This is a genomic window from Faecalibacterium sp. IP-1-18 (assembly GCF_023347355.1).
GTDB lineage: Bacteria > Bacillota > Clostridia > Oscillospirales > Ruminococcaceae > Faecalibacterium > Faecalibacterium prausnitzii.
Window position 1 is genome coordinate 2,069,004 of sequence record NZ_CP094472.1, and the last position, 23,649, is coordinate 2,092,652.

29 protein-coding genes are annotated in these 23,649 nt (G+C 43.2%); 8 read left to right on the plus strand and 21 right to left on the minus strand.

The window, feature by feature from the left end; all coding sequences use genetic code 11:
- Nucleotides 1-85 precede the first annotated feature (85 nt).
- The gene (locus tag MTP43_RS09720) at nucleotides 86-868 is read right to left on the minus strand and encodes a ZIP family metal transporter (protein WP_005922488.1); all 783 of its coding nucleotides are present in this window, start codon (nucleotides 866-868) and stop codon (nucleotides 86-88) included.
- A 290-nt stretch (nucleotides 869-1,158) separates the two neighbouring features.
- On the opposite strand from MTP43_RS09720, the gene MTP43_RS09725 reads away from it, so the two are divergent.
- Nucleotides 1,159-1,995: a hypothetical protein gene (locus tag MTP43_RS09725; protein WP_113620903.1), complete on the plus strand. Its 837-nt coding sequence runs from the start codon at nucleotides 1,159-1,161 to the stop codon at nucleotides 1,993-1,995.
- A 120-nt stretch (nucleotides 1,996-2,115) separates the two neighbouring features.
- Here the strand turns inward: MTP43_RS09725 and MTP43_RS09730 are convergent, their stop codons facing one another.
- The 3 genes from MTP43_RS09730 to MTP43_RS09740 form a co-directional block, all read right to left on the minus strand.
- Nucleotides 2,116-2,322: a hypothetical protein gene (locus tag MTP43_RS09730; protein WP_238057146.1), complete on the minus strand. Its 207-nt coding sequence runs from the start codon at nucleotides 2,320-2,322 to the stop codon at nucleotides 2,116-2,118.
- 18 nt (nucleotides 2,323-2,340) lie between these two features.
- Entirely contained in the window at nucleotides 2,341-3,099 is a 759-nt protein-coding gene (locus MTP43_RS09735; protein WP_249234787.1) for a cyclase family protein, read from the minus strand.
- A gap of 286 nt (nucleotides 3,100-3,385) precedes the next feature.
- Complete coding sequence (locus MTP43_RS09740) at nucleotides 3,386-4,153, minus strand: EFR1 family ferrodoxin (RefSeq protein ID WP_005922494.1); 768 nt, start codon at nucleotides 4,151-4,153, stop codon at nucleotides 3,386-3,388.
- A gap of 333 nt (nucleotides 4,154-4,486) precedes the next feature.
- Between MTP43_RS09740 and MTP43_RS09745 the strand changes: the two genes are divergently transcribed.
- Nucleotides 4,487-4,729, plus strand: coding sequence for a DUF6061 family protein (locus tag MTP43_RS09745; protein ID WP_008397019.1), 243 nt, complete (start codon nucleotides 4,487-4,489; stop codon nucleotides 4,727-4,729).
- 180 nt (nucleotides 4,730-4,909) lie between these two features.
- On the opposite strand, the gene MTP43_RS09750 is transcribed toward MTP43_RS09745, so the two are convergent.
- The 9 genes from MTP43_RS09750 to MTP43_RS09790 all read right to left on the minus strand — a co-directional run bounded on the left by MTP43_RS09750 (nucleotide 4,910) and on the right by MTP43_RS09790 (nucleotide 10,438).
- Nucleotides 4,910-5,272 carry a hypothetical protein gene (locus MTP43_RS09750; protein ID WP_008397018.1) on the minus strand — a complete coding sequence of 121 codons (363 nt, stop codon included), beginning with the start codon at nucleotides 5,270-5,272 and terminating at the stop codon, nucleotides 4,910-4,912.
- Between the two features lie 138 nt (nucleotides 5,273-5,410).
- Nucleotides 5,411-6,094, minus strand: a complete 684-nt coding sequence (locus MTP43_RS09755; protein ID WP_008397017.1) for a hypothetical protein — start codon at nucleotides 6,092-6,094, stop codon at nucleotides 5,411-5,413.
- Nucleotides 6,094-6,729, minus strand: a complete 636-nt coding sequence (locus MTP43_RS09760; RefSeq protein WP_015559483.1) for an ABC transporter ATP-binding protein — start codon at nucleotides 6,727-6,729, stop codon at nucleotides 6,094-6,096. Before MTP43_RS09760 ends, MTP43_RS09755 begins: the two co-directional genes overlap by 1 nt.
- Before the next feature lie 14 nt (nucleotides 6,730-6,743).
- The gene (locus MTP43_RS09765) at nucleotides 6,744-7,544 is read right to left on the minus strand and encodes a hypothetical protein (protein ID WP_008397014.1); all 801 of its coding nucleotides are present in this window, start codon (nucleotides 7,542-7,544) and stop codon (nucleotides 6,744-6,746) included.
- Nucleotides 7,531-8,361 (minus strand): ABC transporter permease subunit, encoded by an 831-nt coding sequence (locus MTP43_RS09770; protein ID WP_008397012.1) that lies wholly within the window; start codon nucleotides 8,359-8,361, stop codon nucleotides 7,531-7,533. The genes MTP43_RS09765 and MTP43_RS09770 overlap by 14 nt, the downstream gene beginning before the upstream one ends.
- 54 nt (nucleotides 8,362-8,415) lie before the next feature.
- Nucleotides 8,416-8,835 carry a hypothetical protein gene (locus MTP43_RS09775; RefSeq protein ID WP_008397010.1) on the minus strand — a complete coding sequence of 140 codons (420 nt, stop codon included), beginning with the start codon at nucleotides 8,833-8,835 and terminating at the stop codon, nucleotides 8,416-8,418.
- Nucleotides 8,836-8,853: 18 nt separating this feature from the next.
- Nucleotides 8,854-9,000: a cyclic lactone autoinducer peptide gene (locus MTP43_RS09780; protein ID WP_015568874.1), complete on the minus strand. Its 147-nt coding sequence runs from the start codon at nucleotides 8,998-9,000 to the stop codon at nucleotides 8,854-8,856.
- Between the two features lie 229 nt (nucleotides 9,001-9,229).
- Nucleotides 9,230-9,901, minus strand: a complete 672-nt coding sequence (locus MTP43_RS09785) for a hypothetical protein (RefSeq protein ID WP_008397007.1) — start codon at nucleotides 9,899-9,901, stop codon at nucleotides 9,230-9,232.
- A 15-nt stretch (nucleotides 9,902-9,916) separates the two neighbouring features.
- Nucleotides 9,917-10,438, minus strand: a complete 522-nt coding sequence (locus MTP43_RS09790; protein WP_008397006.1) for a matrixin family metalloprotease — start codon at nucleotides 10,436-10,438, stop codon at nucleotides 9,917-9,919.
- 337 nt (nucleotides 10,439-10,775) lie between these two features.
- Between MTP43_RS09790 and MTP43_RS09795 the strand changes: the two genes are divergently transcribed.
- Genes MTP43_RS09795 through MTP43_RS09805 form a run of 3 tightly spaced genes read left to right on the plus strand, consistent with a single transcriptional unit; the run spans nucleotide 10,776 to nucleotide 13,422 of the window.
- Nucleotides 10,776-12,128 (plus strand): ATP-binding protein, encoded by a 1,353-nt coding sequence (locus MTP43_RS09795; RefSeq protein ID WP_008397004.1) that lies wholly within the window; start codon nucleotides 10,776-10,778, stop codon nucleotides 12,126-12,128.
- Nucleotides 12,125-12,859 carry a LytR/AlgR family response regulator transcription factor gene (locus tag MTP43_RS09800; RefSeq protein WP_015559482.1) on the plus strand — a complete coding sequence of 245 codons (735 nt, stop codon included), beginning with the start codon at nucleotides 12,125-12,127 and terminating at the stop codon, nucleotides 12,857-12,859. The genes MTP43_RS09795 and MTP43_RS09800 overlap by 4 nt, the downstream gene beginning before the upstream one ends.
- Nucleotides 12,856-13,422 carry an accessory gene regulator B family protein gene (locus MTP43_RS09805; RefSeq protein ID WP_008397001.1) on the plus strand — a complete coding sequence of 189 codons (567 nt, stop codon included), beginning with the start codon at nucleotides 12,856-12,858 and terminating at the stop codon, nucleotides 13,420-13,422. The genes MTP43_RS09800 and MTP43_RS09805 overlap by 4 nt, the downstream gene beginning before the upstream one ends.
- 74 nt (nucleotides 13,423-13,496) lie before the next feature.
- On the opposite strand, the gene MTP43_RS09810 is transcribed toward MTP43_RS09805, so the two are convergent.
- Both MTP43_RS09810 and MTP43_RS09815 read right to left on the minus strand, forming a co-directional pair.
- The gene (locus MTP43_RS09810) at nucleotides 13,497-15,062 is read right to left on the minus strand and encodes a MobA/MobL family (protein WP_015559481.1); all 1,566 of its coding nucleotides are present in this window, start codon (nucleotides 15,060-15,062) and stop codon (nucleotides 13,497-13,499) included.
- Between the two features lie 1,054 nt (nucleotides 15,063-16,116).
- Nucleotides 16,117-16,350, minus strand: coding sequence for a helix-turn-helix domain-containing protein (locus tag MTP43_RS09815; RefSeq protein ID WP_008396997.1), 234 nt, complete (start codon nucleotides 16,348-16,350; stop codon nucleotides 16,117-16,119).
- A gap of 237 nt (nucleotides 16,351-16,587) precedes the next feature.
- Between MTP43_RS09815 and MTP43_RS09820 the strand changes: the two genes are divergently transcribed.
- Both MTP43_RS09820 and MTP43_RS09825 read left to right on the plus strand, forming a co-directional pair.
- On the plus strand, nucleotides 16,588-17,211 hold the full coding sequence (locus tag MTP43_RS09820) for a helix-turn-helix domain-containing protein (RefSeq protein WP_008396996.1): 624 nt from the start codon (nucleotides 16,588-16,590) through the stop codon (nucleotides 17,209-17,211).
- Nucleotides 17,212-17,294: 83 nt separating this feature from the next.
- Nucleotides 17,295-18,593, plus strand: coding sequence for a tyrosine-type recombinase/integrase (locus MTP43_RS09825; protein ID WP_055164152.1), 1,299 nt, complete (start codon nucleotides 17,295-17,297; stop codon nucleotides 18,591-18,593).
- Between the two features lie 154 nt (nucleotides 18,594-18,747).
- Here MTP43_RS09825 and MTP43_RS09830 read toward each other — a convergent pair whose 3' ends face one another.
- Nucleotides 18,748-19,020 carry a hypothetical protein gene (locus MTP43_RS09830; RefSeq protein WP_044960098.1) on the minus strand — a complete coding sequence of 91 codons (273 nt, stop codon included), beginning with the start codon at nucleotides 19,018-19,020 and terminating at the stop codon, nucleotides 18,748-18,750.
- Between the two features lie 88 nt (nucleotides 19,021-19,108).
- The gene (locus tag MTP43_RS09835) at nucleotides 19,109-20,092 is read right to left on the minus strand and encodes a Gfo/Idh/MocA family protein (RefSeq protein ID WP_015536968.1); all 984 of its coding nucleotides are present in this window, start codon (nucleotides 20,090-20,092) and stop codon (nucleotides 19,109-19,111) included.
- Nucleotides 20,093-20,294: 202 nt separating this feature from the next.
- Here MTP43_RS09835 and MTP43_RS09840 point away from each other — a divergent pair, with 202 nt between their 5' ends.
- Nucleotides 20,295-20,948 carry an NAD(P)H-hydrate epimerase gene (locus MTP43_RS09840; protein ID WP_015536967.1) on the plus strand — a complete coding sequence of 218 codons (654 nt, stop codon included), beginning with the start codon at nucleotides 20,295-20,297 and terminating at the stop codon, nucleotides 20,946-20,948.
- Between the two features lie 94 nt (nucleotides 20,949-21,042).
- Here MTP43_RS09840 and MTP43_RS09845 read toward each other — a convergent pair whose 3' ends face one another.
- The 4 genes from MTP43_RS09845 to MTP43_RS09860 form a co-directional block, all read right to left on the minus strand.
- Complete coding sequence (locus MTP43_RS09845) at nucleotides 21,043-21,237, minus strand: hypothetical protein (protein WP_238057145.1); 195 nt, start codon at nucleotides 21,235-21,237, stop codon at nucleotides 21,043-21,045.
- Nucleotides 21,203-21,862: a vWA domain-containing protein gene (locus MTP43_RS09850; RefSeq protein WP_015536966.1), complete on the minus strand. Its 660-nt coding sequence runs from the start codon at nucleotides 21,860-21,862 to the stop codon at nucleotides 21,203-21,205. Before MTP43_RS09850 ends, MTP43_RS09845 begins: the two co-directional genes overlap by 35 nt.
- Nucleotides 21,863-21,954: 92 nt before the next feature.
- The gene (locus tag MTP43_RS09855) at nucleotides 21,955-23,010 is read right to left on the minus strand and encodes a macro domain-containing protein (RefSeq protein ID WP_015536965.1); all 1,056 of its coding nucleotides are present in this window, start codon (nucleotides 23,008-23,010) and stop codon (nucleotides 21,955-21,957) included.
- Nucleotides 23,011-23,196: 186 nt separating this feature from the next.
- Entirely contained in the window at nucleotides 23,197-23,574 is a 378-nt protein-coding gene (locus MTP43_RS09860) for a desulfoferrodoxin family protein (RefSeq protein WP_015536964.1), read from the minus strand.
- Nucleotides 23,575-23,649 lie beyond the last annotated feature (75 nt).

Genomic DNA, 23,649 nt, shown 5'->3' on the forward strand with positions numbered 1-23,649 from the left:
AATACGCCCTGCTGTTGCCTCTGTCAAGAAGTTTAGGCATTTTCGGAGATTCCGAAAAAGATTTCGCCTTCGAGGGCTCCATCCGTCACCCCAGTGCCACATCCAGCACCATCATCACGCTGAAGCCCACCGCAAAAAATACCGTGCCAACGTTGGAGTGCTGCCCCTGCGACATTTCCGGGATCAGTTCCTCCACCACCACATACAGCATGGCTCCGGCGGCAAAGCTGAGCAGATAGGGCAACGCGGGCACCACGATGCCTGCCGCCAGAATCGTCAGCACTGCCCCGATGGGTTCTACGATGCCGGACAGCACGCCACCCCAGAATGCCCGGCCTTTTTTCATTCCTTCCGCCCGCAGTGGCATGGAGATGATGGCACCCTCCGGGAAGTTCTGGATAGCAATGCCAAGGGAAAGTGCCAGCGCCCCGGCGGCGGTGATCTGAGCCGTTCCGGCAAGGTAACCGGCATAGACCACGCCCACCGCCATGCCCTCCGGGATGTTGTGCAGCGTCACCGCCAGAACCATCATGGTGGTGCGCTGGAGCTGGCTTTTTGGCCCTTCGGCCTGCAAACTGTTCTGGTGCAGATGCGGGATGAGATGGTCCAGCAGCAGCAAAAACAGGATACCCAGCCAGAAACCCACCGCCGCCGGGAAAAACGCCAGCCTGCCCAGATCTGCGGCCTGCTCCATAGCCGGGATCAGCAAGCTCCATACCGATGCCGCCACCATCACTCCGGCGGCAAAGCCGGTGAGGGCGCGCTGGATGCCGTCACACAGAGAGTTTTTCAAAAAGAACACACAGCCCGCCCCAAGACTTGTGCCCAGAAAGGGGATCAAAATCCCCCAGAATGCGTCTTGTATCATGTAGTACCTCCTTGTGGTTAAATGAAACTAACCGTGCAAACAGTATACTGCGCTCCGGCAAAAAGGTCAAGGGCTTTGCGGTATAGAGGATGCAGATCGTTTCCTGCACCAAAAAATTTACCTCTGCAAACTTGCCGGTTTCTACTTGACAACGCCCGGTGGGAGTGCTATTTTTACTTTGTAAATTTGTTTTGCCTAACCATCTGAGGGGCTTTACCCCTGCATTTTTTTGCATCGATTGTTAGGCTAAGCTAACTGTTTTTTCAAAACTGAGATAGAGGTGTGTTACCATGAGATTGAAAAAAGTATTTGCAGGTGCACTTGCGGCCGCTATGCTGGTATGCGCTGTGGCAGTCCCGGCCTTCGCTGCGGAAGAGGTGGAACAGGAAAACTGCCTGACCTCCAGCTATGTCCAGATGAACATCCCCTACGCCGACTTCTACAAGGCTGCCGGTGTGGACAACGCATCTGAGATCGACGCTGTGACCAGCGCCACCAAGAACAAGACCCGTGCGGGCAACCTTGCCGGCGGTTCCTACCACGTCAACGCAGATGGCACCGACATCACCGGCGTTTCCTTCCCGGTCAAGGTGCTGACCCCATGGGCGCTGAAGAACGCAAAGCAGGTCACCGATGCCGACAGCTACGACATTACTGTTACCCTGAAGGGCAAGGAATCCACCACCACCTACACCGGCGCAGATGCCTTGTTTGAGAACGAGAGCTACGCTTACTACAAGCTCAGTGAGACCCCTGCCTACTACATCACCGCATGGTATAACCTGCTGAGCGGCAAGTGGGAGTTTGGCAAGGTCCACGCCACCGAGACCACCGTAGAGGGCACCACTGTGGAGCTGAATACCAACGGTCACCACACCACCTACGAGATGAAGCTCTCCGGTTTTGATCTGGACTACAAGGCCAACAAGGTCTACGGCGTAGTTCTGACCACCGCCGATGGCAGTGAGTACGGCCTGCATCATGTGACCAACATCTGGCATGGTACCAAGCTGGGCTTCAATGCCGATGATCCTTACTTTGCATCCATCATCGGCAAGACGATTACTCAGATCACCTTCTACGCCGCCGACGGCGTGTATGTCCTGCCGGTCAATGTGGCACTGTGAATACACGGGAAAGTGCCTAATTTATTGTAAAATATAACACAAAAGGGCAAGGTCTCCTGCATGCAGGCGGCTTTGCCCTTTTTTATTGCAGATGGAGCCCAATCGCAGGGTCAACAGTTTTTACGTCTGCAATACGGAATCAATATTGCCGGCATTACTCTGCGAATCACAAAAGGGTCCATCCAACAGCGTTTTGGCGATGCTGGCAGGCTCCACGCCCAATGCGTGGGCTGCCTCTGCCACGGTTGCCGAGGACTCGTTCAGCACAATGACATGGTCTCCCAGACCTTTTTCTTCTAGGTCTGCTTTTGCTTTTTCAAAGGACATTTTCCCACTTCTCCGCTCTTATTCGGTAATGGCCCAGACCCGTGCGGGCAGACCAGTTGCACCTTCAATGCGGGGATAAGAAACGATGACCACCGCACCGGCAGGCTGAACTTTATCCAGATTTGCAAGCACCTCCACCTGCAGCTTGTCGTTGTCCAGAACATAGCGCTCGCAGGCAAGGTCGCCCTTTTCTTCCGCCACCGCAGAGGAATCGGTATCCAGCGTTTCGTGGCCGTTGGCGGCGGCGTTGCGCACCTTGTAGATATACTCCAATGCTTCCAGCGACCAGCCGGGGGCATTTTCTTTGCCCTCTGCGTCGATGCCGGACAGCGCATCCATATCCGGCCACTTCTTATACCAGTCGCTGCGCAGAGCCACCAGCGCACCATCCGGGATAGGACCGTACTTTGCCTCATAGTCCTTGATGTCCTCCACCGTCACAGCGTAGCGAGGGTCTTTCTTGGCCTGCTCAGAAATATCAATGACCACCAGCGGGAAGATCAGGTCGTTCACATCATACTTTTCGGACAATGCTTTGCCCTTGATGAAGTGACCCGGGAAGTCGATATGGGTACCGAACTGTCCGGGGAATTTGGAGGTCTGGATCAGGCATTCCAGTTCCGGCTTGCCCCAGTCCCACACGGTCTTTGCCAGCTCCACAGAGCCTTCCGGGATGCCGGACCAGTAGGGGCTTTCGTTGTTCAGCGAGTGAGAAAGTTCCACCCAGCGATATTTTTTAGCATCCTTCAGTGCGTTCCACAGTTTATAATCAGCCATTGTCGGTTCTCCTTTTATTGTGACGATGTATGTTCGGGCACTTCTCCCAGACAACGGCATCTTCCTGTTTTTTCTCAGTCTGTCTGCCGGGAATTTGTCTGGGAGTAGCGCATTCGCCCGGGTAGTCTGTGCCGGGCATCTGCTGTATGTTTCATCTGCCTGTGCTCCCTTCCTTGTGTTGGGGATAGTATAAACCCATTTTCGTACCATGTCAATAGGTTTATTCTATCAAAGACAAATCTGTCCTTTCGTCCGCCGGTTGCCCGCCGCCGGAGCCCCCTTAACTTCATACGTCCTGCTTCTTTTCCAGCGCTTCAAAGTGATACCGTGGCTTTCCCCTGCTCTTTTTGCCGTACTCGATGGCTTCTTTGTGGCAGTAGCAGATGCACGCCATGCAGTGGGTGCAGTTCTTGCCCCAGACCGGCCTGCCGTTTTCCAGACGGATGTTGTTCAGAGGGCACAACTCCACGCACTTACCGCAGCCGATGCAGGCGTCCGTTGCCCGGAAGGCATCCGCTTTTACAAAAAAGCGATAAAACACCGGGTTTACCGGGCCGCTCATAAGGCGGTCGTAGAGGTTCTCTCTCGGTGGAGGAAATTCCTGCCCGGCCTTGAGCCGGGTCAGCACCTTCTGAAGTTCAGGCTCTGCCTGCTCCACGATGCTCCGTGCCTGCTCCTTTTGGGGCGCATTGAACATGGCAATGTAGTTTTCCGGCATGATGATCTGGGCAGTCCCCATATAATGCAGGTGTTTTTGCGCCGCAAGCTGCCGGTTATAGCCTGCCGCATTGCCAATTTCGCTGCCGCAGTCCATCACAAACCAGATACGCTCTGCCCCGGTCAGCGCGGTCTTGCCCAGCCACCCCGACACCACCCGGGGGATGCGCCATGCGTAGGTAGGCGTCACCAGCACCACATCCCGTCCGGTCTGCACCGGGGCAGTATCCCCTGCCTTGATGTAAGCGTTCAGGTCGTAAAGCGGCATCTCCAACCCTTCGGCAATGCGCCGCGCCAGATACCGGCTGTTGCCGGTTCCCGTAAAATAAAGTACCATGGTTGCTCCCTCATTTTGTGTTTTTCAGTTACCTGTCTGCCCGACAAACTGGAATTTTGATACCTACAATTCTTTAACACCTAACTGGTATTATAAAGTGTTACGATAAAATCCGCAATGCCTTGATTTTACTACAGTTTTGGCAAGTGAGCTTTCCCTTAGACTTTCCCTTATGTTATATCCTTTTCCCTTGTGTTACGACACCTCATAAGGGCAAAAACAAGGGAAGCAAAATCCGGTAACAGCTAATAACATTATATAAATCACATAATCGGCTGGAACTGGTCAAGATGCTTCTACAACTGAAACAGATAAGAGAAAGGACTTTGCAATATGAATATCGTTCATGCAGAATATAATAAATATCACAACATCATAGACATCAATTATTACAATGGCTACATACTTCGGATTGACTGTGGCAAGGCAGAAGATGGATTGATTACTACTCCTAACTCTCAACGAATGTTGGATGCACTGGCGATTGACAATCCACTAGAATATGCCCGTTTGTATCTTGATTCAGAAATGCAAGATTGGGTGAATGCGATGAATATGGAATGGTATAGCACTTGATAAAAGAACATAAAAATGAGAAGAAATCTGTCAAAAGTATTTCTATAAAATACGATATTTCTTTAGCCCTTCCATAAATAATGAAATAGAGCCGATAACTCACAATCGAAATAACGAGTGATTCATCGGCTCTATATTTTATGGTTATGGATATCATGAGTATCGCTTTATATGCAATTGCTATTTTGTTAATTCCCAATATTTATGACCCATAAAGAAGATTGTTAATTCGTTTTGATCTACTTCTATCTCAAAATTCACGCTATTATCTCTCTGTTCCACAAAAATCATATTTGAGGAAGATATGCTATATAATGCATTGCCACAGGTAATACCCAATTCGGGCATATCTTTGTTTACAACAAGTCCTCCATTTTCTTGAAAGGTAAACACTTCCTCTGCATTTGCATTCTTCCATGTACCAATAATATTTTTTTTATTCTGAATGTGCTTTATTTTTCCAACACATACAACGATAAGTATAGCTACACTTACAATTAAAGCAATGCCTACAACACTCTTTGCCAATTTCTTTTTATTCAATTTCTATTATCTCCATTTTTAGTTTCTTTAAGATTGAATGATTCCATATTGCTTAATTCAGTATCTCCATGAATTTCTAACATTGATACGCTTCTCACAGGAAATAGAATAGGAGAGATTCATTCATAAATAATTAAATCATTCATACTTACCTGAATTTGTAATGTTTTTCCATATTTTCTCATAATTATCTACTATAGTTTTTTCTGAGGTCAAAAATGCAAACATAGATATACTTGAATAGAGAGTTTCCGCCGAATCAAAAACCACACAACTTTCATCATGAGTTAGATTTCTCTTTGAATATATTTCCGATACAGGCATAAATGAATTTTCTTCCTCTTTGGTGTATTTATACCCATCAATACATCCTAGATTTTTTAAAAATATTAAATAAGTATCTTCGGTCTTCAGATATTGCCATCCGTTAGTGTAAAATTCTTCACCTCTAACAAATGATACAGGTTCTATAATGTAAATACAGTCACCTACTGAAAGATTAGCAGAATTATCCTTATAGATTTCCTCTATTTTTACCATTGTTTTTGTTGATCGTAAACTCATTTCACGAGAATTTGTTACAGTTATACGAGCTATTAAAGAAGAATCTTTTTCCATATCATCCAATGAGTAATTACTTTCATTGTTAAAGTAAGAAGTTTTCTGCCCTCCTGTATAGAAAATTTCCATAGCTGTATTTTCTGATAAAGCAATATCAGGATCATGAACCCCTGTAGTTGTTTTTATCCCAGTCTTTCCATAGAATAAGGCTGTCACCATACAAATGATTACAACACAGATAGTTAATACAAATTTCTTCATTACATCAACTCCTTAATTTTACCAAATTCCATGCATATCTTCTCATCCGCTAATATTTCAATATCTTCTTTATTATGGCTTGTCAGTATAGTAATGGTATCATTCTTTTTTTCTTCCAATATACGTTCACGAAATAAATCAATGCTATGCTGATCCAATGCGTTAGTTGGCTCATCCAAAAGCAAAATTTTTGGATGTTCCATCAGTGCTTGACAAAGAGCTAGTTTTTGACGCATTCCTAATGAATATTTATTTACTTTTTTCTTTGATTTGGGATCAAGACCAAAGTATATCATTATTTCATATATTTCTTCATCTGATACAATTCCTTTTATATTGGAAAGCATTTTCAAATTTTCAAATCCTGAATACATACTCCAAAAAGAAATATTTTCAATAACAGCTCCTAAATCTGGTAAAACATCCATATCTTTATGTAATGCCTTGTGATTATATTTTATGTATCCTTTGTCTGTATTTATAAAACCTGCAATGGCTCTGAGTAGCATTGTTTTACCTGAACCATTTTTACCATATATTCCATATATTTTACCAGATTCAAATGTATAACTGATATCATCAAGCACTTTTTCACCTTTAATTGACTTTGAAATAGATTTTACATATAAATTCATGGATATCATTCACCTCACAATATTTGTTTTTTTTCGCAAAGAAATTTACCTATCCACACCAAAACAGCGGATGATATAACTGAAATGAGACAGCTTGACTTAAAATTCAATAAATCTATATTGCTTGTAGTCCATTCGTAATTTTCTTCGACATAATATATAATAAGCTTGTTATGCCAATTAAATAAAGGAATATGTAGCAAGGAATAATGCCAAATTTTCCATATAACATTTCCCATTGAAAAATAAAATCCACACACCATTACTGGAATAAAAAATACAATAAATGCAACGATGTATCCTATAATTGAATCTTTCCAAAATGAAAACAAATAACTAATCATTTGCAAATGAAAAATCTCTATCAATAGCATAAAAATAACTTTGAAATCTTCTAAGCCATTAGAGGTATGCTCTACAAAAAGAAAAAACAAATAATCGGAAACAACTACAATACAGTCACGTAATATCATTTTTATTAATATATCCTTATAAATTATGTGTTTTTTCCCATAACGAGGAAGTAGAATTACCATGTTATCATTTGCATCATTAAATAAGTCCATTGTAAGATAACAAATCTCAAGGATAAACAAAATCGCAAAAAATGATAAAGATATAAGGTCAAACGAATGATCTATTAGTATTCCCCCAAAATATATTTGTGAACGTACTCCTTCTGTTATTGTAACCAGACTATTATGAAACCCCAAGTACACATTAGCATAAAAATATCTAATTACAAATGTTATAAGTGATACTAGTAAGCATTTTCCAACATTAACATTCAAAATTTTTTTCTTATATAACTTCATAATTTTTTATTTTTCTCTGTATAATGCCAATACTTAATCCAAAAATAAGCAATATCAGAACAATTTCTCCTATTATATTTCCATGAACATTAGGCATAATATAACCTTGTATAGAGAATTCATTTAGCCCAAAGACAGAAACAATCAAATTAAAAACAATATAGAATATAAACAAAGCACCAGGTATCTTTGCGAAATATAGAACTTTCATTTTGTTATAATATGAAAGAGCATAAGCTAAGATAGCTAATCCCGAGCCAAAAATTCCGTAATTAAAAATGTATATTAGATTATATAAAGTTGGATGTTGCAATCTCACCATATCAAGAAAATTGTCAGCGTTATATGATACCAAACCTATAGCGTAATCAGGTTCTCCCCAAGCACTGTCATATCCATGTATTGGATATGTCAAGTGGCATAATAATAAATTTATGAGCATTGGTATTGTTATTGTCAAAAAGGTTACAATCAGAATGCCAAATAATTTTCCTGCTAAATATTTCTTTTTCCCGATTCTTTGAATAAGTAGGATTGAACTATTGCTTTTTTCTTCTCTTATTAAGGAAAGTGATGCAATAATTGTTGCATAAACAGGCAATAACAGATACATTATATATGGAATATATGCCGCTTCAGTGCCCTGTAATACGAAATTTTCATTTGCTGAACGAATAAATTGATAACTTTTTCCTATATCATTTTTTACACATAAAATATACGAAGCAATATTTAAAATCATTAGAGCAATAAAAACAACTTTATATTCTGCACGATCAATACAATGTTTGATTTCTATAAGAACCATTTTTTTCATAATCTTTACCAAAAGGGCATAAACCCACGAAGAGGTTTATGCCCATCCCTTCTGTTATCTAAAATCTACATTTCCACTTACAAATGCAGTTGATAATTGAGATTGATAATTTTCCATTCCCATACCGACCTGTGTGTTAGTAGAATTATAACCGCTCTTGGTAAAGATTAAATTACAAGATCCTGTTCCAACACCCTGCTTATACTTATTAGATATTTTACTCTTGCTGTTATTGACAGCCCAGAAATTTGCGTAAGAGGTATTGGTAATTGCTGTTACCTCATTTGTGATGTAATCATCGGATGTTGTTTTTGCATGCATAGAGGTAAAGTTATTAGTCTTATTCAGTTTAAGTGCATAAGCGGTGTAAGATGCCGCCTGAGAATATGCTGCTGAAGAAAGAAATACACATCCTGCACAAAACAAACCAATACCTACTTTTGCAATCTTCTGTTTTAAACTTTTTAACATCATAGTCAATTCCTCCCAATCTTATTTTTTTAACTGCGTTGGTACTTTTGGTTCATACAACAAACCACGGCACAATGAATTTGCATTACTTCGAGCAATAGCAGTCACTGCCTGAAGTACGAGACGGGCACTTTTCTGGGGTGCCTTGTTTACTTGCTTATTGTCCATCGTTTTCACCCCCCCCTCCTTAATTGTCTGACAATTACAGACAACTTTATTTGTTTACCATGGTATGTGCTTAATATAACAGAGTATTTAATTTTTTTCAATCCCTCTATGCACGAATGGTAGCCCAACATGCACGAACTGTTCTACATATAGGTATAAAACCGAAAAGATGGCAGATAGGTTAAGCACCTACCTGCCATCTTTAATCTATATATTTCAGAAATAATGATTAATTATTGTCAGTCTCATATATAGATTTATAACGCTCTCGATCAACTGGAATAATCTCATTATCATTAGCATCTTTATATGTAATAAACTCATCGTATTCTGTAACTGATTTTTCCTCTGAGACAGAATTAATAGAATACATATTCGAATCGTTACACATTACATTTGAATTTGGACCAGAAATTAGTAACGAACCATCCTCTTGTGCATATGCCAAAAAGATATAAATGGAATTTTCGGAAGGCAGTGAATCATTCTCAAACAGATAAATAGCATCTTGTTTTTCTGAAATTCCGCCTTGTTTAACAATAGGAATAGGTTTATCTGTAATAAGTTCACCTTTTATATTTTCGAGAACCTGAATAGTATAATTAGTGTAAGGCGAACCGACCTCCTTAGGATTTCCTTTTTCATCTTCAGTCGTTATAACATTTCGATACTCGGTTCCATCGCAACTGACAACCTTTGCTACAAATACGTAATCACAGATACCAACAGCTTCGCGAATGTTATCAGTATCATATACAAAAGATGCGTGCATCTGGTGGATTGGCAAGTTAGATACATTTGTATTCAGTTGACTTGCATTATTTTTGGATGCACATCCTGTAAAAAACATTCCTACGATAAGAACAATAGACAAAATACCATAGATACTTGATTTTTTCATAGCGTTCTCCCTCCCCTAATAATTATTATATGCGGCATCATATGAATCTTTATCATTTTGAGATAATGCCTGCGTACTAGTATGTCCCGTAATTGCTGCATCCATAACATCTGTTGAAGTACTGTGATCCAACCCTAATGCATGTCCCAATTCATGTGTCGCTACATTCTGTTTTTTACTATTACTATAACCGCTCATATAATAGGTATTGAGTTCAATTTTACCACTAGAATATGTCATGCCTGCCCATCCATTCGAAGCATTGACATCGCTTACGTATACATCTTCTACAACAAAAGCACTGTCTTTTCTGATTACTCCAGATTTATATGCATTCCATGTGGCAGCCCCAGTGTTAATATAACTCATGTAAGTGCTGTTTCCGTCATAGTCTAGATGTTTGCCAGAATCAACAAGATCCCATGTTTGTACATAAGCTTGTGCAAATGCCGTAATAGGAAATAGCATTGCTATAGCCATTAAAGTTATAATGCTATACAATAAATGATTTTTTAAAACAGATTTTTTAAAATGCATACTCCTTCACTCCTTTTCAATCATGTAACAACGGTTATCTTCAATTATTCTTAAAGGTTATCTTTATGAAAATTGAAACGCAACACATACTAGTACACATTATATATCCTGTTAATATTCCTAAAGTACGACATCTTATCATCTCCACTCCATATTATAGATTCTCAGAATACTTAAGATGTAGTAGTATACCTTGAATATAACAAAATCTTTATACTTTTCAATACCTCTATGCATGAATGGTAGCTCACTATGCACAAACGGTAGCATATTATGTTGTGTACCTACTTTATTGATGATAAAATATGACGGAGAATGATTAAAGGAAGTGGTAGCTATGCTATATATTGACTCAATATGGGAATATATTGTTAATTTCTTAGAACTGGCATTGTTTATAATATTTATCCATAAAAAATTGCGTATTCGAGCAAATTATAAACATCAAGCAGTTTTGATGTTTCTTTTCGTATCATTTCAGTTTGCTGTGTTATGCACGCTGAATAAAATGGGAATATCATCCTACAGCACTTTGATGTCATCTTGTGTTTTGGACATTGGATATGCAGTATTGTTCTATCGTGATAGTATAATTCGCCGTATCTTTTGGGGCTTTTCGTATTCCATCATTTGCTTAGTTGCAGAACAGATTTCGTTCTTTATTCCCGTTACTCTTTATAAAGGAGCGTCTCTGGAGCTATTATTAGGTGGAACATTACGGAAGCCATATACCATGTTATATTTGGCAATGATAGCTGTTTTTGTCTTGTTATTTCATTCTATTGGAAACAAAGACATATCTCTTTCACCGTTCCAAAAAGTTGCATATATTTTCATCGCAATTTCTGGACTTGCAATCGGGCACTACATATTAAGGCTGACTTTGGAATCTGTTGATAAATTTGGTGATTCATCCTTTTCAGCTAGGCTATCATTGGTTGACTTGTTTTTTATTATTTTATTTTTAGTATTGATGCTATACATATACCAGCTAGGTTATTCAAAAGAAGAAAACATACGATTACTGGAAGAACAAAAGATTTATGAGCTGGAAAGGACTGAGTTCAATAGCTTATCTGAGACAACTGAACGATTACGAAAAATGAAACATGATATGCAGATTTATGTGGATGCAATCAACGTATTAGCAAAAGACAAGAAATGGGATGAACTTATAGCATATACAGAGCAATACCATAACACTCTTGCAACTACGCAAAGTGCCATAGCAACGGGAAATATTGCTATTGACTGCATACTTACCGCAAAACTTGATTATGCTGAAAAACACGGAATTAAGACAGAATATTCTATTATGGCTCCTGAAAATTTTCCGCTTGATTCTGTTGAGCTTTCATCCATACTTGGAAATATATGGAATAATTCCATTGAAGCAGGAGAAAGACTTATAATCTCTGATCCAACCGAGCATCCATACATTTATTTTTATATTAAACCTTACCAGAATATGATACTGATTCACATTGAAAATAATTATGATGGTGTGATAAAAGGTAGCATTGATGGAGACATTTTGAGTGTTAAACAAGGAAAAGAACATGGACTTGGGATAAGACGAGTAAAAGAGCTTGTAGAAAAGGCAGATGGCGTATTGCAGATTACATCTGATAACAAAATTTTTTCCGTACATATTATGATACCGGATAAGGAGAATAACAAACTACTATGAAAATGAAAATAACCATACTTGAAGATTCTGTGATCGAATCAGAACGGCTGAAAAATGGAATAAGAAAATACGGGCAGCAATATGATTGGGATATTGAAATTGACGAATACGAATCGGGCGAAGAATATTTTTCAAAAAATTCTGAAGGCACAACTATACAGGCTTCAGCATTTTTCCTTGACATACAAATGGGGCAAATGAATGGAATTGAGGTTGCTAAACGCCTTCGTGAATCTGGTTATCAAGGTATTATTGTATTTTTAACAGCTTTTAGAGAATATGTATTCCGAGGATATGAAGTCAGAGCTTTAAACTACTTGCTAAAACCCGTCAAGGAAAATACTCTTTTTCTGTGTTTGGATGAAATCGCGAAGGAGTTATCTAATAATACCTACATATACCGAAACAAGCAGGAAATTGTAAGTATTCCCTATGCAGATATATTGACATTTTCGAGCAGATTACATTATGTGGATATATTGACCGTAGACGGCAAATGCTATGAACAAATGTCTACCCTAAATAAGATTATTGTCCATTTGCCAAGTGAATTTATCCGAACCCATCGTTCTTATATTGTAAATATGGCACATATCTATCGTATTACATCAGGAACGATTGAATTGTCAAATCATCTAACTACACAAATCGCACGTTCTTATTCCAAAGACGTGATAAGTGCTTTTGCCAAATATACAACAAGATTTGATACAAGCGGGGATTTTGAATGATTACGAAGTGGGCTACATCTATTGCTAATAAGTTAGCAGAACTATCCGGGGAGGATGTTTCTGCGGATCAATTAGAAATATACATATATGGCTTAGAATGTTTTTTGAATACTTTTATAACCATAGTGTTATTGTTCGTATGGGGAGTTTTATCACATACACTCGGCTATACCCTAATTTGGGTAATTACCTTTTCATTGTTACGACATTATACCGGAGGTGCCCATGCTCCAACGCAGTTAACATGTATCTTAGGCAGCTTTTTTCTCGGTTGTCTTGATAAGTGGGCTATAATCTATTTAAAGCCAACTGTACTAGGATATTTGATACTTGTCCTTATGTGTATATTATTTGCACCTATAAGTAACCATAAAATATGTTTAACCACCAAACAAAAATGGATACATAAACTTATTTCTGTGATAATTGTTAGCATTGGATTTCTGCTGTTTTATAAAATTGGAAACACGAAGATGAATACCACATTGTTTTATTCCTTTTTCTGCGTAATCATTCTTATGATAGTCGAAACAATTAAAAATCTAATGAGACACTTTAAATAGCAGGATGACTTTTCATAAATATTCAAAAAAGATAAAGAATTTGATGGTCTTTATCTTTTTTGAATTTAATTAGATTATCTAGCTCCTCTGTCTGATGGCGAACGATAGTTAAAATCTCTGTCCTGTTCCCGTTTCTGAACTTCTGCCTGTTTTTCTGCCAGCTTTCGATGGATTGAGTTTTCTCCATACTTGGAGTTCCATTCCTTGTTTGCTTTGACATAGGATTCATACTCGGACTTGCCTTGTTTATAGACTTGCAGGAACGCATCTACCGTTGGATATTTGTAATCCTGCACGATATGGGATAATCCCTGCTTCATAATCTTAATCGTTTCTGCGTATTTGTTAGACTGTGCCTGCAATTCCTTTCGTTTCTTTCCTTGGAATAATCCTGTACAGTTCTTCAAATCCTCGTCAATAAGGTCTTTTTTCACTTCCTGCGTATGAATGGCTCTGTTTTGTCGTTTAAGTTTCTCCATAATCTCTTCAAGTCGCATCTCATAATCGTGTGCCAGCTCAGACATTCTTGGTCTTGGCGGAATAACGGTCTTTTCTGCGGTAGTAGTAGCAGGTGCTTTGAATGGTTGGGTCACAGCAGGAATTGTCTGATTGTCTGTCTGTGTAACGGATGGAGCTGGTTGTTTCTCTTGTTTTTCATTTCTTCGCTCCATAAGGTCGGAGATTCTGGCTTTCTGTTGTTCCTGTTTCTGTATCAGCAACTTTATGAGTTCTTTTAACAGCTCGATTGCCCGAAAGATAATCATAAACAAAAGCTCCGGATGATTGCCATACTTGTGAATGGATTCCTTAATCGGAGTTGAAATCTGTTCCTGCTTTACCTTTAAGATTTCCTTTCGCTCCATCCCCGATACCAAAGCGTGATCCACAGTACGATTCCAGTCCTGTATGACCTTATTATTGAGTGTAATCTTATCTGCCTTTGGATTGTTCTTACCGATTTTCTTAGTGGCAAGATAGACATCCCCACGCTTGAATGCAGACAGCTTTTCTTTCTCATCTTTGACAAGTCCGTTGATGACATCGGTATAAAATACCTTGACCTCATCTAAGAAATGTTCCTGCTTAAAGCGAGCGTCCTTGATGGTAAACATCTGTCTTTCGTAGACCTCACCTTTCTTGATCACCTTACACCTTTTACGGATAGTTCCATTCTCGTCTAGGATTTCTTTCTTGGTACGAACATGATTACCTTTCTCATCATAGAACATATTTCTGGTGGCAATCTTTTCTATCGGTTCGTCAAGATAATTTCGTTCTGCAAAGATAAGATGGATATGATAATTCGTCTTTCGTTTGTTATGATGGAGTGCTGCAATACAATCAACACCATACCGACTTTTGAATTTATCCGTCATATATTTTAATAGTCCGTCTGGCGGATAATCCACAAAGGATTCCGGCAGGGCAATGATAAATTCTCTTGCTTCGATACATTTTCCCTCTGTACCGCTTTTCTTAAATTCTGCCTGATTGCACTTGGCAAGTTCTGTCCAAAATTTTCGGTCTGTGGTTTCATATACCGCATAGAGATTTTCCTGTTTTTTGTCACTGGAGATATAATAGATTCTTCCACGAACATTATGGAGCTTTGACATCTGCACAAATGAATTTCTTGGCATAGCGATTTCCTCCTTTCCCAGTTTTGATTTTGGAAAAGAGGACAGATAAGATAGATGAGATGTGAGTAGTAAACTTTCCCTGTGAGCGAGTGCATAGGCACTCGTCTTGCGAACACATCCGCCTTGTGGCGGCTAAGCCTCGCAGAGCGAAATACACAGAGTACAAAACGAAGTTTTGTGCGATGGGTGTATTTCGCTCTCAAACGCCGAGGGCTTGCTTATGAAGTTCACTTTTAGCTGTAACTGTTCCCTCAGCACCTAATTTTGTGCCTTTAATGGCACACTTTTTATGTGCCGTATCCGGCACTCCCTTTTCTTAACAGAAATGCTAGAAGATTGCTATGAAAATCAGCGAAACAATAGACGAATCCGTTAGCACTTTTGCCTTAACAATAGCATTGTTCTATTATTCAGACTTTTTAGCAAAAACCGTAGAAACAGTAGAAGTCTGCTATTAAAATCGAAAAAACAATAGCACGATTCGTTAGCATTTTTGCCCTGACAATAGCATTGTGTTACTTCGCTTACTTTTAAACTGTGTCTGGCAAGGAAGTGGTAGTAAAAGTTCCTATTAAATTTCATTTTTAATAGTGCATTGTTTTATTACATTTTGATTTTAATAGAGCTTTTTACTATTAACTCTTTGAAAATGTACCCCATAGATTGGACACTCAAAATCATAGTAGCGTACACTTTTTGTCATAGGTCGGACAGCTTTTTTCATAGCTACACTTGGTATGACTTCTCACAGCACTTTTTGTAAGTTGGGTGGACTTGTCCTACCAGTCGGCTTCACTTGGGTGGATGGTTGCACCCACTTCATTTTCTGGCTTGGGTGGACTATTCATAACACCTTTTGCATCTTGGGTGGACTTGTCCTACCAACAAGCTATAACTGGGTGGACGATTGCACCCATTCACATCCATCTTGTCCTCATTTTCCAAAAGTTCTGGTTGTATCTGAGGACTTGTCCGTGATATAATCTATTTGCGTGTAGGTATATCATGGCTTTTAGTCAGATACATACCAGAGGGATGGTCTTAGGACTGTCCCTTATTCATTTTTCATTGTTCCCTTGACCGCTTTTACTGCGTGTCTGTCTCGTAAATCCTTCCCCTCATTGAGAATCAGAAACTCGTCTAATCGTTCCCTGCGGATTAAGATTTTTCTTCCCACTCTAAGGATAGGCAGCTTTTCCCATTCCACAAGATTTCTAAGAGTGTTTCTTCCGATACCTGTATAGTCGGCAGCTTCTTCAATGGAGAGAGCAAACTTTAATTCTGTCATTCGATCACCTCATTCCTGCGTAGGATTACAAGTCTTGTATATCAGAGGATGTTCCTTTTTGAAGAAAGGATTAGCCTTTTTTAAAACTTGCGTTACGCAATTCTGATTAAAGTATATATCTTTTATAACGCTATGTCAAGCCTTACGAAATTCTATCATCTTTTATAGAATTGCGTATTGCAATATATCGTGTTATGTGGTATAGTAATGACATACCGAAAAAGGAGGTTCGCAAGTATGTTAAAAGATAAAGAATTGCGAAAGACAATCGGTAGCAGAGCAAAAAGCCGTAGACAGGAGTTAGGATTGAACCAGCCTTATGTCGCTGAAAAAATGGGCGTGACAGCCTCAACCATTCAGAGATACGAAGCAGGAACGATTGATAACACCAAGAAAATGACCTTAGAAGGTCTGGCAGATGCACTTCATGTATCTGTGGAATGGCTGAAAGGTGAGACGGACGAATACGAAACAGACATTACGGATAAAAGAGAATTACAGATTCGTGATGTGATGACTTCCATTCTGAATAAGCTCCCTTATGATATGGAACAGTCCGAAAGTGATTTTTCCAAAGACCTGCTACTACTGATGTTACGGGAATACGAGCTGTTCGTGGATTCGTTCCAGTTCGCTTGTAAGAATTTCAAAGGAAATACAGATAACAAAATGCTCGCCCAGACAATGGGGTTTGAATCCAATAAGGAATACAATGAGATTATGTTCCTTAGAGAAATCACCCACACCGTCAACGCATTGAACGATATGGGCGATATTGTAAGACTGTATTCTAAGAATCCTGAGACAGCGAAAAATCGACTAGCCAATCTTTTATCAGAAAAAGATCCCGATTCGGTATAGATAGGCAGACGGAGCTATGATATACTTACACGCAAGAAGCATTTCACCAGTTCCGATTGCCGATATCGAAAGGAGAAACGATTATGGCAAAAGGTTCTGTAAGGAAGAAAGGCAAGAAATGGTACTACCGCTTTTATGTGGAGGATGCAAGTGGTAACTTGGTTCAGAAAGAATTTGCAGGTACGGAGAGCAAATCAGAGACAGAGAAAATGTTACGCAAGGCTATGGAGGATTATGACGCAAAGAAATTTCTAGCCAAAGCGGACAACCTCACACTCGGACAGATGCTAGATGTATGGGCAGAGGAAGATTTGAAAACGGGTTCACTTAGCAACGGTACAGTCGGTAACTATTTACAGGCAGTAAACAGGATTAAACAACACCCAATCGGAAACAGAAAACTAAAGACAGTCACTTCGGAGCATTTGCAGAAGTTTATGGATTTACTTGCATTTGGCGGTGAGGAAGGAAATTTTAAGTCAAAGGGTTACACCATCGACTATATCCGTTCTTTCCACGCAGTCCTGCAACAGTCCTTCCGATTTGCAGTCTTTCCAAAGCAGTACATCACATTCAATCCAATGCAGTATGTGGTAATGCGTAGGAAAGCCGAGGAAGATGTGGATTTGTTTTCTGATAATGATGAGGATGCAGAGGTTATCAACCCGATTACACCAGAGCAGTATCAAACGCTTATGGAGTATCTGGAAGAAAGAAACAAGCCTGCTGTCCTGCCGGTACAGATAGCGTACTACACAGGTCTTAGACTTGGAGAGGTATGCGGACTGTCTTGGAGTGACATTAACTTTGAGGAACAGTATCTGACAGTACGAAGAAGTGTCCGTTACAACGGAGCAAGGCACAAGACCGAGATTGGTCCGACAAAGCGAAAGAAAGTCCGTATCGTGGATTTCTGTGATACGCTCGCTGACATCTTAAAGAAAGCGAAAAAGGAACAGAGAAAGCAGGTATTCAGTTACGGAGAACTCTATCAGAGGAACTACTACAGGGAAGTTAAGGAAAAGAATCGTATCTACTATGAGCTTTATCATTTGGATGGCACAGAGGACATTCCGCTTGATTACAACGAGATTAACCTTGTATGTATCAGACCGGACGGAGCATACGAAGCCCCTGCAACGGTTGAGACAGCTTTAAGGACAGCAAGGAAACGATTGTCGGAGCTTGATGATAATTTCCACTTCCACACCCTGCGACACACTTATACCACAAACCTGCTCTCAAATGGAGCAGCACCAAAGGATGTACAGGAATTACTTGGACACTCGGATGTAAGTACCACTATGAATGTCTATGCACACGCTAACCGAGAAGGTAAGCGAAACTCAGCCCGACTACTTGATAAGGTGGTTGGAGAATAAAATCGAATAAGAAAAACTTTCCCTTGTAGATACCTCATAAGGGCAAAAACAAGGGAAAAGGATACATATAGAGTGGCAAGGCATACCGCCAAGTCGCATAAAATAAGGAAAGTTGAGATTTTAGTTATACAAACTTGAATTTGACACTTTGTATTTATCGAGAATACTCTTGAAACCATTTTGCAAAGCGTGATTTATTGAAAATAATGAATTTATATAGTTCTCCATTTTTCATATTAACTGTTGCAATTGGAAAGACTATCCACTTCCAAGAGATTTCTTTTATTTCCTGCATCGGCAAAACTAAATTTCTGTATTTTTTGCCAACTGTAAGCTTGTTTGTCTTGTAAGTAAGCGACTGACTATCGAGGTACAGACCTCCTCCAACTATGCCATTGTGACACAAACTGCAAACAAAAGATTTCATAGAAACATCCCTCCATTAAATTCCAAGTTGTCGTTCTTAGTGTCCCATGGTTTCCGCACACAAAAAGCCCCCTGTGCAAGGTGTGTTCTTACACCTCGCCCGCAAACTTCATGCCCCAGCTCATGCGGATATCATACATCAGACGGGTCAGGGCAAGGCTGTCCTGCGGGGTGTAGCGGTCGCTGCCGGTACGCCCCTGCTTCACGCAGCGGCTTGCTTCCCGGATCTCATACTCAAAGCCGTTGATATCCACCGGGCAGCGGATGACCTCCGGCTCTTTGCCCTCCACTTCCAGCGTCATGGTCTCGGCGTGCTGGAAATCCGGCAGGAAAATACTGCCCTTGGTGCCAAGGATGCGGGCATTGCGCTCCAGCTCCTGCCCGATGGTCTGGACCGACTCCGCCTTGCAGCCGCCGGGGTAGGTCAGCGCAAGGCGGCTGTAATCGTCGGTGCCGTACTCGTTGATGTGCACCTCTTTGGTTTCCACCTTCTCCGGGTCCTGCCCGGTGAGAATGCGCAGAAAGCCCAGATTGTAGATACCGATATCCAGCAGCGCACCGCCGCCCAGACCGGAATCAAACTTGCGGTCCTTCCGGGCACCGGAGGCAACAAAGCCGTACTGACAGGTGATCTGCTTCAGTTCCCCGATGGTGCCAGCCGCAAGGATCTCGCGCAGGCGGTCGTACAGCGGCAGCAGCCAAATCCAGAACGCCTCCATGAGAAAGAGGTGCTTTTCCTCTGCCAGACGGTACAGCTGCTGCGCCTGCTCCGGGCTGATGGTAAAGGGCTTTTCGCACAAAACGTGCTTGCCCTGCTCCAGACAGAGCTTGCAGTTTTCGTAATGCAGGGTGTTGGGGGTGGCAACGTAGATAGCCTCCACCTCCGGGTCGGCGGCAAGGGCTTCGTAGGAGTCATAGCAGCGGGGAATGCCGTACTGCTGCGCAAACGCCTGTGCGCTTTCCATGTGCCGTGACCCCACGGCAACAAGCTGCTCTCCTTCTGCGCCCATCTGTTCCACCGTAGACGCAAACTTTTTGGCAATGGTGCCGGTCGCTAAAATTCCCCACTTCATAACGGTACCTCCCGGTTTATTACTTTGGATTCGTTGCGTTCAGTATACCATGGTTTTCCCTTGCGGAAAAGATAGTGAAAAGCAAAAATGCCCCCGGAGGGCTTATTCCAACTCTCCGGGGACAGATTCTATGCACCGGTATCTTTCATCTTGTTCCAAACATTCTCATCCATTATAATAGAGATAGAAAGAAGGTGCCAACATGAAACATCGCATTGTGACGGCTGCGCAGATGAAGGAAATTGAACAAGCCGGGGATGCCCACGGTCTGCCCTACCCGCAAATGATGGAAAACGCCGGGCTGGCGGCTTACGCTGAACTGCAAAAGCAGTTCCCGCATCCCGGCAGGCTGCTGGTGGTCTGCGGAAAGGGCAACAACGGCGGCGATGGGTTCGTGATCGCCCGTGCCGCTGCAAAAGACGGCTGGAATGTGACCGTTCTTCTGGCCGAGGGCGAGCCGAAAACTTCTGACGCTATCCGCAATTTTGAGCGTCTGCACTCCCTGCCGGTGCACATCTGCACTGACGGTTCTGTACTGGAAACCCAGAGCTTTGCTGCCGTTGTGGATGCCCTCTACGGCACCGGATTCCATGGTGAACTGCGGCCTTCCGGCCTTGCTACCTGCGGACTGATACGCCATCTGCACAAGGGCGGTGCCTTTGTGCTGGCCGTGGACCTGCCCAGCGGCATCAATACGGACACCGGCGAGGTTGCCGACGGTGCTGCCCATGCAGATTTGACCGTAACCTTCGACAGCTATAAACCGCTGCATATCGCAAAAATCTCTGCGCCGCTGTGCGGAAAGATCGTCTGTGCCGACATTGGCATTCGGGACGAATGGCACCCGGAGTTTTGACGAGGGCTTGCCGCTGCGGAAAAGCACCTGCGCACAAAAGAGCCGCCGCACAGATCCCTGTGCAGCGGCTCTCTAGCTCTCAGCGCCGACGGTGTCACATCCTGCGCTCAAGGTTCTGCCGGAACAGCTCATACGCTGCCCGCATCTCCTCCGGCAGACGCTTCAAGGTCTCCTGCTGCAATTCAGACGGCATCCCGTAAAAGGCTTCGGCAATGCCGCCGGTGATGCAGGCAAGGGTGTCGCTGTTTCCTCCTTTACTCCTGATGCCGCTTCTTGAAGTCGGCTTCAATTTCCTCTTTCCACTCTGCGCCGATGGATGCCGGGCAGGCTGCCTGCCGCATCCGGCAGACCGTTTCGCTGACCACATGGTAATTGACTGCCACGCCCTGCGCATCATTCTCGAACCGCACCGCCCGGTCTGCCCCGATGCCGAAGCGAGCGGCCTCCTGCACGGCGTCCATGTTAGCACCAAGGAACAGAAATTCCCAGCCGTACCGTTCTTTTTCCCGCTCGATCATCCGGCGAATCTTCTCGTAGCCAAACCGCTTGCTGGCGTTTTCCAGCCCATCGGTGGTGATGACAAAGATGACCTTTTCGGCACGCTCGTCCTCCGGCAGATGGCGCTGGATGTTTACCATCTTCTCCACGCCGTAACCGATGGCATCCAGCAGCGCCGTACAGCCCCGGACGTAGTAGTCCTTTTCGGTCAGCGGCGCAACGGCGTGCAGCGGAAAGCGGTCGTGCAGCAACTGCACCTCGTGGTCAAACAGGATGGTGGTCACGTTGGCTTCGCCTTTCTGCTCCTTCTGCCGGGTCAGCATGGCGTTGAACCCGCCGATGGTGTCCGGTTCCAGCCCACCCATGGAGCCGCTGCGGTCCAGAATGAAAACAAGCTCGGTAAGATTTTTCTTCATAATAAATGCCCTCCGTTTTTTGTGGTGTTCTGTCTTTCTGACAAGAGGATACCACAAACCGGAGGGCAAAAGGTCAACGGGCAGGCGACAAATCACGCACCCAGCTGTTCCTGATCGTATTCAAACAATAGCGTATTGACCTGATTGATGTTATAGATTTTGTGTTCCAGACAGTACCGCACGATCCAATCCCGCTTGGAGCCATCGGAGAAGGCATAGCCTGCGCTTTTAAGCAGGTCGATGGTCTCATCCTCCGACAGATGCAGCCCCACCGCAAAGGCAAGCACGGTCTTCTTTTTGGGGTTGTAGTCCCGGTTACACTGAATTTTGGAAAAATGCTGCCGGGAGATGTTGGACTGCTTGTACACGGTGGAGTCTTTCAGCCCCCGCTCGTCAATGAGCCGCAGCAGCCGGGTGGTGAAGCTCTCGCCCAGATTGTCCATCAGGTTTTCCAGACTGCGGGCTGCCATGGGGGTGGCAGGCGGAGGCGGTGCAGCCGCAAAGACCGGCGGCGCGCACTCTTGCGCAGGATACTCCCGGTCGGCAAGCGCAGCATCTTCCCAGCGTTCCACGTATTCTCTGCGCCGACGGTCAAACTGGTAGCTTTCATCGTTCTGGGCTACATAATGGTCGTCGATGTACTCCTCTACCGAGGCGAACAGCTTGCGGCTCACAGCCAGCGAGCGCCGGTCGTAAAGCACCAGATACACGGTCAGGTCGTGCTCCATGACGTACTGCGTGATGGTATCCACTGCAATGCGGAAAGCCTGCTCCTTGGGGTAGCCGTAGTTTCCGCTGGACAGCAGCGGAAAAGCCACGCTCTCGCAGTGGTATTCTGCGGCTAATTCCAGTGCAGAATGGTACGCACCGGCCAATTGTTTTGCTTCGCCAAAAAATCCGCCGTGCCATGCCGGGCAGACCGCATGAAAGATATACTTTGCGGGCAGTCCGAATGCCGGGGTGCACACCGCCCTGCCCAAATCGCAGTGCCCGATGGCTTCACAGGCGGCGGTCAGCTCCCGCTCCCCTGCCGCCTGATAGATGGCACGGCTGGTGCCGCTGCCCTGCAAAAGGTTCCGGTTGGCGGGGTTGACGATGGCATCCGCTGCCACCTTGGTGATGTCGTTGCGGATCATCAAAAAAGGCATGGTGGTTCCTCCCTTACACGGTTTTCTTCATCCTATCACATCCGATGGGGCGGTGCAAGGGCTGCGCTTATTTTGCTGTCCATACAACCATTATAACGGTGTCATGCTTCCTTTCCACGGAAAAGCGTCTACACGCAAAACAGGCTCCTGCAAGCGTTTAACCACTGGCAGGAGCCCGTTTATTTCTTACAGCTTCGTCATCCACAGACCATGCAGGTTGCAGTAAGCGTAGACCGCCACCGGCTTTTCGCTGCCCAGCTCAAATACCGCCTTGGGTGCCTGCCCGGGGGCGAGGTAGCGGAGCTGTCCGCCGTTTTCCGTCTCCACAAAGAGCCACTGGATGTGGTGCACATCCACCATGGGATGCTCCACTGCACCCACCGTAACCGTGAGGGTGCTGCCGGAAAGCTCTGCCACCGGCAGATGCTTTTCGCCGCTGGCTTCCACGGTGTTGGGGAGCAGTTCCTTCATCTTTTCGCCGCAGCAGACCAGCGGGACGCCTGCGTTGTGGATGGTGGTGACCAGGTTGCCACAGTGCTCACAGATATAAAACTTTGCTTTCATATTCAATTCCTCCATCGGAATGTTGTTGGTGTTTCCTGTGACTATATGATAACATTTCCTAGTTATGCTTTCTGT

Coding starts and splice junctions, on each gene's coding strand:
- MTP43_RS09720 (WP_005922488.1), bottom strand. CDS start 868: ATGATACAAGACGCATTCTGGGGGATTTTGATCCCCTTTCTGGGCACA.
- MTP43_RS09725 (WP_113620903.1), top strand. CDS start 1,159: ATGAGATTGAAAAAAGTATTTGCAGGTGCACTTGCGGCCGCTATGCTG.
- MTP43_RS09730 (WP_238057146.1), bottom strand. CDS start 2,322: ATGTCCTTTGAAAAAGCAAAAGCAGACCTAGAAGAAAAAGGTCTGGGA.
- MTP43_RS09735 (WP_249234787.1), bottom strand. CDS start 3,099: ATGGCTGATTATAAACTGTGGAACGCACTGAAGGATGCTAAAAAATAT.
- MTP43_RS09740 (WP_005922494.1), bottom strand. CDS start 4,153: ATGGTACTTTATTTTACGGGAACCGGCAACAGCCGGTATCTGGCGCGG.
- MTP43_RS09745 (WP_008397019.1), top strand. CDS start 4,487: ATGAATATCGTTCATGCAGAATATAATAAATATCACAACATCATAGAC.
- MTP43_RS09755 (WP_008397017.1), bottom strand. CDS start 6,094: ATGAAGAAATTTGTATTAACTATCTGTGTTGTAATCATTTGTATGGTG.
- MTP43_RS09760 (WP_015559483.1), bottom strand. CDS start 6,729: ATGAATTTATATGTAAAATCTATTTCAAAGTCAATTAAAGGTGAAAAA.
- MTP43_RS09765 (WP_008397014.1), bottom strand. CDS start 7,544: ATGAAGTTATATAAGAAAAAAATTTTGAATGTTAATGTTGGAAAATGC.
- MTP43_RS09770 (WP_008397012.1), bottom strand. CDS start 8,361: ATGAAAAAAATGGTTCTTATAGAAATCAAACATTGTATTGATCGTGCA.
- MTP43_RS09775 (WP_008397010.1), bottom strand. CDS start 8,835: ATGATGTTAAAAAGTTTAAAACAGAAGATTGCAAAAGTAGGTATTGGT.
- MTP43_RS09780 (WP_015568874.1), bottom strand. CDS start 9,000: ATGGACAATAAGCAAGTAAACAAGGCACCCCAGAAAAGTGCCCGTCTC.
- MTP43_RS09785 (WP_008397007.1), bottom strand. CDS start 9,901: ATGAAAAAATCAAGTATCTATGGTATTTTGTCTATTGTTCTTATCGTA.
- MTP43_RS09790 (WP_008397006.1), bottom strand. CDS start 10,438: ATGCATTTTAAAAAATCTGTTTTAAAAAATCATTTATTGTATAGCATT.
- MTP43_RS09795 (WP_008397004.1), top strand. CDS start 10,776: ATGCTATATATTGACTCAATATGGGAATATATTGTTAATTTCTTAGAA.
- MTP43_RS09800 (WP_015559482.1), top strand. CDS start 12,125: ATGAAAATGAAAATAACCATACTTGAAGATTCTGTGATCGAATCAGAA.
- MTP43_RS09805 (WP_008397001.1), top strand. CDS start 12,856: ATGATTACGAAGTGGGCTACATCTATTGCTAATAAGTTAGCAGAACTA.
- MTP43_RS09810 (WP_015559481.1), bottom strand. CDS start 15,062: ATGCCAAGAAATTCATTTGTGCAGATGTCAAAGCTCCATAATGTTCGT.
- MTP43_RS09815 (WP_008396997.1), bottom strand. CDS start 16,350: ATGACAGAATTAAAGTTTGCTCTCTCCATTGAAGAAGCTGCCGACTAT.
- MTP43_RS09820 (WP_008396996.1), top strand. CDS start 16,588: ATGTTAAAAGATAAAGAATTGCGAAAGACAATCGGTAGCAGAGCAAAA.
- MTP43_RS09825 (WP_055164152.1), top strand. CDS start 17,295: ATGGCAAAAGGTTCTGTAAGGAAGAAAGGCAAGAAATGGTACTACCGC.
- MTP43_RS09830 (WP_044960098.1), bottom strand. CDS start 19,020: ATGAAATCTTTTGTTTGCAGTTTGTGTCACAATGGCATAGTTGGAGGA.
- MTP43_RS09835 (WP_015536968.1), bottom strand. CDS start 20,092: ATGAAGTGGGGAATTTTAGCGACCGGCACCATTGCCAAAAAGTTTGCG.
- MTP43_RS09840 (WP_015536967.1), top strand. CDS start 20,295: ATGAAACATCGCATTGTGACGGCTGCGCAGATGAAGGAAATTGAACAA.
- MTP43_RS09850 (WP_015536966.1), bottom strand. CDS start 21,862: ATGAAGAAAAATCTTACCGAGCTTGTTTTCATTCTGGACCGCAGCGGC.
- MTP43_RS09855 (WP_015536965.1), bottom strand. CDS start 23,010: ATGCCTTTTTTGATGATCCGCAACGACATCACCAAGGTGGCAGCGGAT.
- MTP43_RS09860 (WP_015536964.1), bottom strand. CDS start 23,574: ATGAAAGCAAAGTTTTATATCTGTGAGCACTGTGGCAACCTGGTCACC.